The 13,126-nt window shown below is 33.7% G+C and carries 17 protein-coding genes; 5 read left to right on the top strand and 12 right to left on the bottom strand.

Annotated features, from left to right (window positions below; translation table 11 throughout):
* The first annotated feature begins 49 nt into the window (after nucleotides 1-49).
* Complete coding sequence (locus BHE19_RS03600) at nucleotides 50-994, top strand: lysylphosphatidylglycerol synthase transmembrane domain-containing protein (RefSeq protein WP_017494750.1); 945 nt, start codon at nucleotides 50-52, stop codon at nucleotides 992-994.
* Nucleotides 991-2,094 (top strand): glycosyltransferase family 2 protein, encoded by a 1,104-nt coding sequence (locus tag BHE19_RS03595; RefSeq protein WP_070906014.1) that lies wholly within the window; start codon nucleotides 991-993, stop codon nucleotides 2,092-2,094. Before BHE19_RS03600 ends, BHE19_RS03595 begins: the two co-directional genes overlap by 4 nt.
* A gap of 28 nt (nucleotides 2,095-2,122) precedes the next feature.
* Here BHE19_RS03595 and BHE19_RS03590 read toward each other — a convergent pair whose 3' ends face one another.
* Nucleotides 2,123-2,608 (bottom strand): hypothetical protein, encoded by a 486-nt coding sequence (locus BHE19_RS03590; RefSeq protein ID WP_070906012.1) that lies wholly within the window; start codon nucleotides 2,606-2,608, stop codon nucleotides 2,123-2,125.
* Between the two features lie 47 nt (nucleotides 2,609-2,655).
* Nucleotides 2,656-3,039 carry a hypothetical protein gene (locus tag BHE19_RS03585; RefSeq protein WP_070906010.1) on the bottom strand — a complete coding sequence of 128 codons (384 nt, stop codon included), beginning with the start codon at nucleotides 3,037-3,039 and terminating at the stop codon, nucleotides 2,656-2,658.
* Between the two features lie 50 nt (nucleotides 3,040-3,089).
* On the opposite strand from BHE19_RS03585, the gene BHE19_RS03580 reads away from it, so the two are divergent.
* Nucleotides 3,090-3,590: a DUF456 domain-containing protein gene (locus BHE19_RS03580; RefSeq protein ID WP_070906009.1), complete on the top strand. Its 501-nt coding sequence runs from the start codon at nucleotides 3,090-3,092 to the stop codon at nucleotides 3,588-3,590.
* A gap of 280 nt (nucleotides 3,591-3,870) precedes the next feature.
* Nucleotides 3,871-4,473: a DUF937 domain-containing protein gene (locus tag BHE19_RS03575; RefSeq protein WP_017494755.1), complete on the top strand. Its 603-nt coding sequence runs from the start codon at nucleotides 3,871-3,873 to the stop codon at nucleotides 4,471-4,473.
* 63 nt (nucleotides 4,474-4,536) lie between these two features.
* Here the strand turns inward: BHE19_RS03575 and BHE19_RS03570 are convergent, their stop codons facing one another.
* The 7 genes from BHE19_RS03570 to BHE19_RS03540 all read right to left on the bottom strand — a co-directional run bounded on the left by BHE19_RS03570 (nucleotide 4,537) and on the right by BHE19_RS03540 (nucleotide 9,553).
* Nucleotides 4,537-5,445 carry a pseudouridine synthase gene (locus tag BHE19_RS03570; protein WP_017494756.1) on the bottom strand — a complete coding sequence of 303 codons (909 nt, stop codon included), beginning with the start codon at nucleotides 5,443-5,445 and terminating at the stop codon, nucleotides 4,537-4,539.
* Nucleotides 5,446-5,640: 195 nt separating this feature from the next.
* Nucleotides 5,641-6,597, bottom strand: a complete 957-nt coding sequence (locus BHE19_RS03565) for a geranylgeranylglycerol-phosphate geranylgeranyltransferase (protein WP_070906006.1) — start codon at nucleotides 6,595-6,597, stop codon at nucleotides 5,641-5,643.
* A 91-nt stretch (nucleotides 6,598-6,688) separates the two neighbouring features.
* Nucleotides 6,689-6,916 (bottom strand): hypothetical protein, encoded by a 228-nt coding sequence (locus BHE19_RS03560; RefSeq protein WP_070906005.1) that lies wholly within the window; start codon nucleotides 6,914-6,916, stop codon nucleotides 6,689-6,691.
* 53 nt (nucleotides 6,917-6,969) lie between these two features.
* Complete coding sequence (locus tag BHE19_RS03555; RefSeq protein ID WP_070906003.1) at nucleotides 6,970-7,908, bottom strand: mevalonate kinase family protein; 939 nt, start codon at nucleotides 7,906-7,908, stop codon at nucleotides 6,970-6,972.
* A 2-nt stretch (nucleotides 7,909-7,910) separates the two neighbouring features.
* Entirely contained in the window at nucleotides 7,911-8,216 is a 306-nt protein-coding gene (locus tag BHE19_RS23060) for a type II toxin-antitoxin system RelE/ParE family toxin (protein WP_070906000.1), read from the bottom strand.
* A complete protein-coding gene (locus BHE19_RS03545; RefSeq protein WP_070905998.1) occupies nucleotides 8,216-8,434 on the bottom strand; it encodes a hypothetical protein in 219 nt (72 codons plus the stop codon). The genes BHE19_RS23060 and BHE19_RS03545 overlap by 1 nt, the downstream gene beginning before the upstream one ends.
* A 30-nt stretch (nucleotides 8,435-8,464) precedes the next feature.
* Nucleotides 8,465-9,553, bottom strand: a complete 1,089-nt coding sequence (locus tag BHE19_RS03540) for a diphosphomevalonate/mevalonate 3,5-bisphosphate decarboxylase family protein (protein ID WP_070905996.1) — start codon at nucleotides 9,551-9,553, stop codon at nucleotides 8,465-8,467.
* A gap of 156 nt (nucleotides 9,554-9,709) precedes the next feature.
* Between BHE19_RS03540 and BHE19_RS03535 the strand changes: the two genes are divergently transcribed.
* The gene (locus BHE19_RS03535; RefSeq protein ID WP_070905995.1) at nucleotides 9,710-10,183 is read left to right on the top strand and encodes a TspO/MBR family protein; all 474 of its coding nucleotides are present in this window, start codon (nucleotides 9,710-9,712) and stop codon (nucleotides 10,181-10,183) included.
* Between the two features lie 79 nt (nucleotides 10,184-10,262).
* Here BHE19_RS03535 and BHE19_RS03530 read toward each other — a convergent pair whose 3' ends face one another.
* The 3 genes from BHE19_RS03530 to BHE19_RS03520 form a co-directional block, all read right to left on the bottom strand.
* A complete protein-coding gene (locus BHE19_RS03530) occupies nucleotides 10,263-11,012 on the bottom strand; it encodes a hypothetical protein (RefSeq protein ID WP_070905994.1) in 750 nt (249 codons plus the stop codon).
* A gap of 139 nt (nucleotides 11,013-11,151) precedes the next feature.
* Nucleotides 11,152-12,360, bottom strand: coding sequence for a BaiN/RdsA family NAD(P)/FAD-dependent oxidoreductase (locus BHE19_RS03525; protein WP_070905993.1), 1,209 nt, complete (start codon nucleotides 12,358-12,360; stop codon nucleotides 11,152-11,154).
* 85 nt (nucleotides 12,361-12,445) lie between these two features.
* Nucleotides 12,446-13,123: a glycerophosphodiester phosphodiesterase gene (locus BHE19_RS03520; RefSeq protein ID WP_083342484.1), complete on the bottom strand. Its 678-nt coding sequence runs from the start codon at nucleotides 13,121-13,123 to the stop codon at nucleotides 12,446-12,448.
* Nucleotides 13,124-13,126: the final 3 nt, after the last annotated feature.

Genomic DNA, 13,126 nt, shown 5'->3' with positions numbered 1-13,126 from the left:
TTTTCCAATTTTCAAATTGCCACATTTTCAAATTGATTACTTTTGCGACATGATTTCAATTCCTCACAAAGCTAAGCAATTCCTTGTTCTTCTAATCAAACTTTTGATTGTAGGAGGTGCATTTTACTTTATTTATGATCAGTTGGCGCATAATGATCAATTGGACTGGCAAAAATTCATCGTGCTGTTTCGTAAAAATCAGTCCGTATTAGGAATTGGGTTCATATTGCTTTTAAGTGTTTTGAACCGTTATTTCGAAATCCTGAAATGGCAAAATCTGGCTAAGGTAATTCATGAAATTTCTTTGGGAGAAGCCACAAAACAAGTGCTGGCAGCTTTAACAGCCGGAATTTTTACGCCAAACGGAGTGGGAGAGTACGCCGGAAAAGCCTTGTATTATCCGAAATCAGAGGCAAAGAAAGTAATTTTCTTAAACCTGATCTGCAACGGAATCCAGATGATCTTAACGGTGATTTTCGGGATTTTTGGGTTATTGTATTTCAATGCCAAATATGAGATTATTACAACGCAAACAGTTGCCGTTTTATTTGGGGGTTTTGTGTTGCTTTTTGTTGTTTTGTTTTCCCTAAAGAAAATAAAAATTAAGGGATATTCAATCGAGAAATTGATACATAAGATTAATGAAATCCCAAAATCAGTTCACCGTAAGAATATTGTTTTAGGAATTTTGCGGTATTTGGTCTTTTCACATCAGTATTACTTTTTGTTCTTGGCTTTTGATGTTGATTTGCCTTATTTTACACTAATTGCTACTATTGCTGTAGTTTACTTTTTGGCTTCGTCACTGCCTACTTTTCAGTTTCTGGATTTTGCGGTAAAAGGAAGTGTTGCAATTTATTTCTTTGGAATTTTAGGGGTAAACGAGTGGATTGTAGTTTTTATCAGCACTTTGATGTGGTTTCTTAATGTGGTTTTACCGGTTGTTATAGGAGCTTATTATGTACTAAATTTTAAGACCAAAACAGCAGAATGATTTGGGGTTTGTCTGCCATATTAGGCATTTATTTGATTACCATTGGTTTGCTTATTTATGGTTTTTTTAAAGTAAAAAAGTACCAAAATATAGATTTGAAACCTCAAACAAGCTTTACGATTATAGTTCCGTTTCGGGATGAAGAAGAGAACTTACCTAACCTTTTAGAAAGTTTTTCAAAACTGAATTACCCTAATGATTTGTTTGAAGTTATTTTGGTAGATGATAATTCTAAGGAGAAATTTCAAATCTCACATTTCACATTTCAAATTTCGCAAATTGACAATGTCCGAATTTCGAATTCTCCCAAAAAAGATGCTATCTCTACTGCTATGCAATTGGTGAAAACAGATTGGGTTGTTACTACAGATGCCGATTGTCTGGTGCCTGAGAATTGGTTGTTGACCTTCGATAATTACATTCAGCAAAATAAGGTTTCGATGCTGGCAGGAGCGGTAACGTACGAATGTGAGAACTCTTTTTTGCATCATTTTCAGCAATTGGATTTAACGAGTCTGCAAGGTGCTACTATTGGAAGTTTTGGACTTCAAAGCGCTTTTATGTGCAACGGAGCCAATTTTGCGTACACTAAATCGCTGTTTGAAGATTTAAATGGATTTGAAGGGAATAGCAAAATTGCCAGTGGAGATGATGTGTTTTTACTGCAAAAAGCGGTTGGTATATTTCCTGATGAAGTTCACTATTTAAAAGCGGCAGACGCAATTGTAAGCACAAAACCAACGGAGGACTGGAAGACCTTATTTTATCAAAGGGTTCGTTGGGCAGCCAAAACAAGTTCGTATCAAAGCAGTTTTGGAAAGCTATTAGGGCTTATTGTTTTTTTAGGAAATTTGAGTTTTGTAGTAGGGTTTTGTAGTGTTGTTTTTTGGATTTTGCCTTATTATTTCTTTGTTTTGTTGGCTTTTTCAAAATTCGCAATCGATTGTATTTTACTCTATGCTACGAATCGTTTTTTAGTGAAAGACAAAATAAAAAGTTTGTTCTTAAGTAGTTTGTTGTATCCTTTTTTTAGTTCGGCTGTGGCTTTATACAGCTTGTTTGGCTCTTATGAATGGAAGGGAAGAAAGTTTACGAAATAGAATCTCTCTTATATAAACGAGAAAACAACTATTTTTTTTCTTTTGCCTTGAGAATAACAGGTAAGATAAATTGTGTTTTTACCGGAATTCCACGTTTAAGTGCCGGATTTACTTTAGGGAAATTAACCAGGCGGGCATGTAGAATACTATCGATTTTAATAGTGTCGTAGGCAACAGAATCTTTAGGGAATTGAGGTTCAAATTTCATTGTTGAGTTTGGAAAAACGGTCACTTTCACTTCGATGGTGTCAAGTTCGGGATAGAGTATGGAAAGGGTGTCAATATCCAGTTTTTCCTGAATAAGTTGTGCCATTACCTCAAAAAAGCATTGTTGACGTTGCTTTTTATCGGTAATTTTTTCGCAATTGGCAACAGATGGAAATTCATCAACTTCTTTCCAGTTAATCGATTTTAGTTCTTTTTGAAGTAATTCTTTTTCAGACGGAACCTTCTTCTCAAAATATTGACAAGAATGAAAAAATAGAATTACGAATAAAAGGAAAAACTTCTTCAAGACTTTGATGTTGGATTGAATAAATAAATTAGAATATAAAAATACAATTATTTTTTTTGAGAAGCTTTGAATTGCAAATAATCTTCATAATTTTCCGACAGCCATTTTGCTTTGTTTTTTGCGGCAACTTCTTTTTCTTCAGGATATAAAGAAGCTAGTCGGTCAGAGAAAGCAGCAATACGAACGGTGTAATTGTAGTACTCTGTTTTGCTTAATACAATATTTGGATCATTTTTTCGATTAAAATATTCGAAGAATAAAGTGTTAAAATCTTTCATCGAAAAGTTGAGCACTTTTTTCTTATTACTTTTATAAATGCTGTCTTGCAGAAGTCTGTCGTCTATTGAGAGTTTTTTAGTTTGGGCATACAAATTGCTATTGATGACAAGGATCAGAAAACTACAGGAGATAAATTGCAAAAATTGACGCATTAATTTGTTCCTTTAGAAAGTTTGTAGATCAAATTTACAAAAAAATTGACATGGATTTACTATTGTTGTTGCTTGGATTTATATGCATGATTGTTGGGATTTTTGGCAGTTTTCTGCCTGTATTACCCGGATTGTCATCTTGCTGGGTGGGGTTGTTACTGCTGTACCTGACCAAAGCAGTTGAAAACAATTATTGGGTTTTAGGCATTACATTTTTGCTAACGATTGTAATTACGATTCTTGATTATATCATTCCGGCAAAAGGGACTAAAAAATTTGGAGGGAGTTCGTATGGCGTGTGGGGAACTAACATTGGTTTAATTGTTGGTATTATTGCTCCTATTCCTTTTGGGGTTATTATTGGGCCTTTTGTAGGGGCTTTCGTTGGAGAGTTGATTTATGATTCGACTAATCATCAAAGAGCACTGAAAGCGGCAACAGGATCCGTTTTAGGTTTTTTGGCTTCGAGTTTTGTAAATTTTTTATGCTGCATTATTTTCCTGGGTATTTTTATTAGCATTGTCTGGCAAAATCGCTTATTACTGTTTTAAATCGCGTATTTATCCTTAAGCTTTTTCTTATTTTTTAATTTTTTATCAAAAAAATGTGATTTTTTTTTGAGAGGATTTTTCTTTGTTTTGATAACGAATGGGTTATGTTTGCTGGAGGTTCGGGATTTTTATGTTTAACAACTGTTTAAGCAATAATTCACCATTTAACTTATTTTTTGGAAATGTTAGAATATTTTATATTTTTATCCTGATAAACGATAAAAAGCCTCACTTCGTCGATTATTTTTAACGGATTTAAATAATTTCAAACAAGTTAAATATGACTCCTAACCTACAAATTGAACTTAGACGTTTTATTTCTTCTAATGTTGTTTCAAAGTTGAACAAGTTTTATTTTGAAAATGATGCACTTTTAATTAAAGGAATTGATGTTTCGATAGGTACGGTTTTAATGGGGTTGTATAACAGGGCGGAGGAGTCGGATTTTTACAAAGGAATTACTTCAATGATGCAGGATGATTCCACTTTCTATCAGGAAGTCGATTTTACATCAGGACGTATTTTATCAGTTGATGATTGTTATCGATTAGAAGGGAATAGTTTGCTGAAAGAAATATTTACCAATAAAAAAGGCAGGATTTCTGAAATGATTTCTAATGAAGTTGGAATCAAAAGTGAAACAGCCCGAGAGATTCTAAACTTTTCTGCTTTATTAGTCGTCTCTTATCTTAAGAATAATATCCAAATATTAGAGAGTTTAAAATTGCTTTTAGAAGATCAAAAAAGAGATATTTTAAACAGTATTCCTCCCGGAATCAAAATTATCCTCGGTTTTTCCTGTTACGAAACAGTAGAAGAAAAAAACCAATCTATAGGAAGATCTATTTTTACTTTATTCGGTCATAACTTTTTCAGCTTCTAAATAAAAAAATCCCGTCTTACAGCGTAAAACAGGATTTATATTTAAATCAATTTGAGTAGTTTCTTATACGTTTTTCAAGTTGATAACTTCTTGGTCAGTTAAAAAACGCCAGTTACCTCTCGGTAAATTCTTTTTAGTTAAACCTGCAAACGATACACGGTCAATACGTAATACATCATAGTCAAAGTTTTCGAAAATAGCACGTACTACTTTTACATTCGAAGAACGTAATTTAAGACCTACTTCACTTTTTGCTTCTTTTTCAATATAACTGATTTCTTCCACGAAAACACGGTGTCCGTCAAGAACTAAGCCTTTACTTATTTTTTCTAAATCTTCAAATTTCAAGTTTTTATCTAAAGAAACCTGATAAATTTTAGATGATTTTTGATTTGGTAAAGTAAATTTACGAATCATGTCCGTGTCGTTAGTAAACAGCAATAAACCGGTTGTGTTTTTGTCCATTCTTCCAATCGGAGCAATTTTTGCCGTTGTAGAACCGCGAACTAACTCTAAAACATTACGATATTCCTGACCTTCGTCAAGAGCAGTGGTAAAGTTTTTAGGTTTGTTTAATAAGATGTATTCTTTCTTTTCAGGAGTCAAAGTAACGCCATCGAAATTTACAACATCATTTAATTTTACTAAATAACCCATTTCAGTTACCGGAACTCCATTTACTTTAACATTTCCGGACTGAATGTATATATCGGCATCACGACGAGAACAAACACCTGAATTTGAGATGTATTTGTTTAAACGAATTTCGTCTGAAGCTTTTTGTCTTTTTGGAGCCTGATTCTGTTTTTTAATTTTCTGCGCCTTTTCTTCTTCGGCAGCCTTCACAGCAGGTTTCACCTTTTTCGGCCCTTGAGCACGTTTTGCCATAGGAGGTTTTGGCTTGTTAGAGTTTGGTCTTGAGCTATTTGGTCTCGAACCGCCTCTTTTATTATTGCCTTCCTTATTGTTCATAAATTCTGTAATTTGTGCAAAGATAGTTTATTCTTGCTAAATAATCCTAAGTTCATTGTTCTTAGATTGATAGCTGTTGTTTTTTAGAGTTATAAGAGTGTTACAATTGTCTTTTTTTAAGCGTTTTGAAAGTTACACTATGGAGATTTTGCACTGTGAAAGCAAAACAAAGGGCAAAAATGAGTTGTTAAACCGTTAAGATTTTAGTAATAAATTTTTTCCATGCCATAAGACAGCTGGATTAATTAATACAATGCAAAATACTCCCGAAACAATCAGGAATTTTAAGATATTGTGTAATAGTAAAAATTGTTCCTTAGAGTTTGATTTCCATAAATAAATCAGGAAAAACAGCAATATGCCAAAACAGACATAAAAGTAAATGTCCATATAACCCACATCGTAAATGTTGATTAAAATATAAACCGGAACCACTGTCAGGATCGTTAAAACTGTAATGATTTGTTTGGAAACTGTTTCGTTGTAAAGTATTGGGATTGTCCTGTAATTGTTAGCTAAATCACCTTTAAGATTCTCCAGATCTTTTATCATTTCTCGAATGAGCAACAATAAAAACAAGAAAACCGCATGAGATGAAATAACCATGAAATGACTCATGTGATTCTCGATTTCTTCAAATGAAATTTTATTGTAGAAATATAACAGAATAGCAAAGAATGGAACTACTGCCAGGAATGCCGCACAAAGATTGCCAACAATAGGGTATTTTTTTATTTTATGAGAGTAGAACCAAATGAGGAAAATGTATACCGAAAAGAATAGAAAAGCACGCCAGGAAACAATTAGCGCCATTAAGGCTGCAATGAAGTTGAGTGTAAAATAAACGGATAATTTTGTTTTTTGACTGACTAATCTGTCTAACATTGATTTGTTAGGTCTGTTGATTAAATCTTTTTGGCTGTCGTAGAAATTATTGATAATATAACCTGAAGCAATAGTGATTGCGGAAGCAAAAACGATTAAAAATAAATTGAAATCCAGCAAAATATCCAGTGCTCTTTTTTCCGGTGCCAGTATAAAAATAGAGGATAAGTATTGAGCCAAAACAATAATCGGGATGTTATAGCCTCTCACCACGGAGAACAAACTAACAATTTTCATTACTAAAAGTTTGTGCTGTCTGCTTAACATTTTTTGAGTTTGGTTTCAGGTTTTAATTCTAGACTTGTTTTTAGGTTCTCCTTCTGCAAAACAAAGATAGACTCCCAGTGAATTTGAAGCATCAGGAGTCGAAAAGGAAAAGTTGTGATCCGGTTGCAGAGCAGATAAAGACAATGACAGCAACCTCTTCAATAACCAATGCTAAAAACTTTACTTTCGTGTAGTGAACAGTGATTTTTTGAACAATACTAAATCTTTTTTCTAAAAGTACCGCTAATAAAATTAAAGGTGCTAAAAATAGAATTCCTCCTGAAAAAATCGCTTTGATAATCTTTAAAACACTATTCATAAGTTTAAACTTTTAAGGTCTATTTAAAGAAAGCGAGTTTTAAAAGACAGGATTTAGAATTGATAAACGACTTCTAATTTATAACCTTTTAAAGATGCTTTGGCACGTTCCAAATCCTCGGTAAAGCCCAGAATATAACCGCCACCTCCTGAACCGCAAAGTTTCAGATAGTAGTCATTCGTGTCAATTCCGTTTTGCCAGATCCCATGAAATTGTTCCGGAATCATTGGTTTGAAGTTGTTTAAAACGACTTTTGACAGCTTTTTAGTATTAGTAAACAACGATTTCATGTCACCATGTAAAAAGTTTTCTACACAAGCATCGGTATATTTTACAAACTGATTTTTAAGCATAGTACGGAAGCCTTTGTCTTTCAGGCTTTCCATGAAAATGTTAACCATCGGAGCAGTTTCGCCTACAATTCCTGAATCTAACAAAAATACAGCCCCTTTTCCATCAAAACTCTGAGTTGGAATTCCGGTTGCTTCAATGTTATCTTTCGAATTGATTAAAATAGGAATGCTTAAATAACTGTTTAAAGGATCTAAACCAGAGCTCTTTCCGTGGAAGAAACTTTCCATTTGAGCGAAAATATTCTTTAATTGTAATAGTTTTTCGCGAGTCAGATTTTCTAAAACGGTGATCTTATGAGTAGCATATTTATCATAAATTGCGGCAACAAGTGCACCACTGCTTCCCACTCCGTATCCTTGTGGAATACTGGAATCGAAATACATTCCGGTTTCTACATCATTCTTTAAAGCCGTCAAATCAAAAGCAACCAAATCCGGCTGTTCTGTTTGTAAAGTTTCAAGATAAGCTGCAAAACGTTTTAAGCTTGCGTTGGATGCCATTGCTTCTGCCGAAGGTTCTTCGGTTTTTTTCAAAGCACCGTTGTAAAAATTATAAGGAATAGAAAGTCCTTTAGAGTCGCGGATGATTCCGTATTCTCCAAAGAGTAATATTTTTGAGTAAAATAAGGGTCCTTTCATGTTTATTGTATGTCTTTTTTTATTTTATTTGGGTCTTGTCTGGTGTCGAAAATAGTGTGAACCCTAATCTCATTAGCGCTATAACTATATAATAAACTCGATTGTTTGGTTATAACACATTTTCGATATTTTTTATTTACGGATGATTTTGGGGAAATCTCAGGATTCATACTTACTATCGAAATTGCTTTTTCAAATTTAATAATAAACAACTTTTTCGATTTTTCCGACCATCTGGCTTCGATGAATTTTAAAATATCATCTAAATTTCGTTCAGCAGTTTTTGAAAAATTTACTTTAAGATTCACTATCTGTATTTTTTCATAACATCTTCAAAACTAATGAATTCACCTCGTTCAAACTCTAATTCACTTTGAGCTACGTTTGCTTTTTGTTCTTCTGTCAAATCATCCCACCAGTCTTTCTGCTCCTTCTTAAAGATTTTTCGAATTGATTTCAAGATAGATGGATCTTCTGTCTCTGCTAATAGTTTTATTAACTCAAGTTTTTCTAATTGAATGTCCATAATCAAAATTTTAATTAAAGATACGCAAAATTACAATGCAATTGCACCATCTCCAATTTCGTCGCAAATGTACTGACCATTCTGACAAAATACAACTAATTCGTCCTGAATAAATTGTAGCACTTTATCGCTAACGTTTTCGGGATAGAGAACATGAACATTTGCTCCGGCATCAAGTGTAAAGCAAACCGGAATCTGAGTCTCATTTCGGAACTTCCAGATGGCATTAATGATTTGCAAGGTGTTCGGTTTCATTAAAATATAGTAGGGCATAGAAGTCATCATCATGGCATGTAATGTCAATGCTTCACTTTCAACTACTTTTATAAATTCGTTCAGATTACCGCTTTCAAAAATGGTAATTAACTGATCCAGATTTTCATGTGCCTGAGCAAAACGTCTTTCAGCATAGGGATGATTGTGCATTAAATCATGTCCAACAGTACTGGAAACTTGTTTTTCACCTTTATCAACCAGTAAAATGGTATCCTGATAGTTGTTGAAATTTTCGTGAACGGTATAAGGGAATTCAACGCCATACAAATCCGAACTTCCTTTAATATTTGCCTGATTTCCCCAGGCTACCAGATTTCCTTTTACACTTCTGCAGGCACTTCCGGATCCCAAACGGGCTAAAAAAGAAGCTTTTTGGTAAAAATAGTCTTCTGTCATTTCAGGATTTAATACTTTCTCTAAACTCATAAAGTTCATTGCTAAAGCTGCCATTCCGGAAGCCGACGAAGCAATTCCTGAACTGTGTGGAAAAGTATTTTGAGTATCGATAGTAAAATGATACTTTTTCAGAAAAGGTAAATAGATTTCAATTCGTTCCAGAAACTTTTGAATTTTTGGTTTGAAGTCTTCTTTTGGTTTCCCTTCAAAAAGTAAATCAAAGGAGAAATTACTTGCGGGAGAAGTTTCTCTTTTCGTATAAGCAAGTTTAGTAATCGTTTTACAATTTTTAAGGGTAAAACTTACTGAAGGATTTGCCGGAATCTGATTGTCTTTTTTTCCCCAGTATTTTACTAACGCGATGTTGCTGGGTGCGCTCCATTCAAAATTTCCGTTTTCGATGGATGAAGTATAGGTATTAGGAATAAAATCAGCTGCTGTAAACATGAACTATAAAATTTTGGCAAAGATAGTTTTTAAAATATTGCGTCATATAAGTTCTGTTGGAAAATGTAAGTCAAGTGCCAACTAATAACAAACTAAAGGGGAGTTATAGGATTTACGCCTTCTTTTTGATTATTTTTGGAAAAAAATCATAGTAAAATGAACAAGGCAGTCAAAATTGCAATTGCATTAGTTATTTGTTTAATGGTAGGATATTCTGCAAGTATAGTGACAAGACCAAGTGTTGAAACATGGTATCCTACTCTTATAAAACCTCCTTTTAATCCACCTAATTGGATTTTTATGCCGGTTTGGACACTGCTTTATATTTTTATGGCGGTTGCAGCGGGACTGGTTTGGGATAAAATAAAAGAGCAGAAAGAGACGGTGAAAATGGCTTTAGGATTCTTCATAATTCAGCTGACGTTAAACGCGATCTGGTCTTACTTGTTCTTCGAATTAAAGAACCCAATGCTAGCCCTAATTGAAATTGTACTTTTATGGTTGATGATTTATGAAACTTATTTGAAATTCGTTAAAATCAATAAAATTTCCGGATATTTATTGATTCCGTATATGATTTGGGTAGCATTTGCCGCAGTTTTAAATGCCAGTATCTGGTGGTTGAATTGATAGTGTATAGTTTCAGGTTTAGTTAAAAGATTTGTTTGCACTAAATGATTGTAGTAAAACTAAAACTAAGTAATCTGATCTAGTTCTTGATATTCGTTTTCAGGGTTTTAAATTCTTCATTTTTGGCATACATAAAATCCATTGTAATTAGAATGTTGCTGTTTTCTAAAAGACTTTTAGATCTGGGATCAGCATCACAAAATTCAATAAACAGCTCTTTCTCTTCTGGTTTTAAGTTTAAATTTTTGATGAAAAAATCATCTGGAATTGATGCTGCTACGAGTTTTTTGAAATCAGTTTTCGAGATTTTATTTTTCGCAGGCTCATCTTCTTTGTTACTGAACAAATTAGATAAACCTTTTCCAATGCGTACAAAATTGATACCATTGGTAATAGTTCCGTTGTAAACACCGGTATATTTTTCTAAAGATCCTGCATCTTTTGCTAATTTTATATCGTCTATATTTTGCTGAGAGGTTTTTACCCGATCAAATTTTATATTGGTAATCACGACCTCATTTAATTCTTCCGGTTTTATAACCATATTAACTATGATGTTGTTCTGATCGATGTTTTCCTGCGTTATTTTTAGTCTGGTGAAAAAATAATCTTTTGAAAAAAACAATAAGCTATCCTTACTTTTAACGAGAATAGAAAACTCTCCTAAATTATTAGTTGTTGTGCTTGTTTTGGCTGTTTTGTTTATGACTTCGACTTTGTTAAGTGGGGTATAATTGCAGATAACTTTTCCGTGAAGTAATTTTTCTGATTGTGAAATAGAAAGCTGATAAGTGAAAAAAGAAATGGTGGTAAGTAATTTTACTTTCATCTAATGGTATTTAGCTGAACGTAAAATTATTAGAATAGTCTTAATGAAATCTTAGTGAAGATGTAAAGTCTTGTTAATTGATAAATCGCAGTTTTCAGTCTCGGATTAACTGTGACTGAAAACCGAGACTGTTCCCTAATTAAATTGAGCTCGCCAAAATAAATCCGCTTGTCCAGGCATTTTGAAAATTAAATCCGCCAGTAATGGCATCAATATTGACAATTTCGCCAGCAAAATAGAGATTTTCATGCAATTTGCTTTCCATGGTTTTAAAGTTGATTTCTTTTAAATCAATCCCTCCGGCAGTTACAAATTCTTCTTTAAAAGTGCTTTTTCCGTTGACCTGAAATTTTGCTTTGGTAAGCTGAACAGCCAGATTTTGCAATTGAATTTTGGATAAATCAGCCCATTTGGTTTCTGCCTGAATTTCCGAAGCTAAAACTAAACTTTCCCACAAACGATTTGGAAAATCGAAAGGAGATTTTTTAGAGACGGCTTTTTTGGCATGCTCCTGTTTTAAGTCTTTTAAGATTTTTTCAGCATCTTCGCTATCAACATCATTCAGCCAATTGACAAAAATGGTAAACTGATAGTTTTTGTCGTGCAGGATTCTGGCACCCCAGGCAGACAGTTTCAGAACTGCGGGACCGCTCATTCCCCAATGTGTGATTAACAAAGGTCCCGTCGACTCGAGTTTGGTATCTTTTACGGTTACAGTGACTTGTGCTGCAACACCAGATAATTCTTTTATTCGGGGATCTTTGATGTTGAAAGTAAATAAGGAGGGAACCGGACTTACAATTGCATGTCCTTGTGTTTGCAGCATTTCCCAGATTTTAGGATTGCTTCCGGTGGCCATTACTAATTTTTCGGCAGCGAAATTTTCATTTTGAGTATCAATTTTCCAACAATCTTCTTTTTTAAAAATCGATTGTACGCTTTGCCCTGTGAGTACCTTTATGCCTAGTTTTTCGGTTGCTCTTAAGAAACAATCGATAATGGTTTGGGAGGAATTGGAAACGGGAAACATTCTGCCATCTTCTTCGATTTTTAACTCAACCCCATGTTTTTCGAACCATTCGATGGTATCTCCCGAACAAAACTGATGAAAAGGACCGCGAAGTTCTTTTTCGCCACGCGGATAAAATTTAACCAATTCATTGGGTTCAAAGCAGGCATGCGTTACGTTACATCTTCCTCCACCTGAAACACGAACTTTAGAAAGTACTTCTTTTCCTCGTTCTAAAATGGCAATTTTTAGTTTAGGATTTTTCTCTGCAATATTAATCGCTGTAAAAAAACCTGCTGCACCTCCGCCAACGATAATTATGTCGAAATTTTGAGTCATATTTTTTTATTTGCTACAGATTATAAGAATTAAAAGAATTTTAAAATCTATGTAAATCTTCTAATCTGTGGCTAAAATTTTAAATTTATATTTTGTCCGGACAATCAGAGATTATTCCATCTACAGCATAACTTTTTATTTTTTGAATGTCATCCTCCTCGTTTACCGTCCAGGGTAAAACTAAGAATCCTTTTTTCTGAATCTCTTTTACATTATTTGTGTTTAATAATTGAAAATCAGGATGAATTGCTTTTGCTTTTATAGTTTTGGCGAAAGCCAGAGCAGTATCAATGTTTTCTTCTGTTAAAACACCAATTGGAATTTTTGGATTTAAATCGGATGTTTCCTGTAGCATATTCCAATCGAAACCTGAAACTATAAAATGATTGTAATTCCAGTTTTTTTCTGAGATATAGTGTTCAATTAACGCGACAACTTTAGCAGGAGTTGCTAAACCTTTTAATTCGATATTGATCAGACATTTTTTGTCAACCAAATCAAAAACCTCGTTTAAAGTAGGGATTTGATATTTCTCCTCAATAAGAAACAATTTTAAAGCAGCTATAGAAAAAGTATTTACGAAACCTTTTCCGTTAGTTGTTCTGTCTATCGTTTCATCGTGAATTACGATTAAGTGCCCGTCAGCGCTCAAGTGAACGTCGAGTTCAATTCCGTCTGAATTTAGGTCTAAGGCTTTCTGAAAAGCTTGTAACGTATTTTCAGGTTCGTATGCTTTTGCACCTCTATGAGCTATTTTTAGCATTTT

Source organism: Flavobacterium tructae (genome assembly GCF_001853485.1).
Taxonomy (GTDB): domain Bacteria; phylum Bacteroidota; class Bacteroidia; order Flavobacteriales; family Flavobacteriaceae; genus Flavobacterium; species Flavobacterium tructae.
Note: the sequence above shows the minus strand (reverse complement) of the source record. Positions and strands in the feature narration are given on the sequence as shown.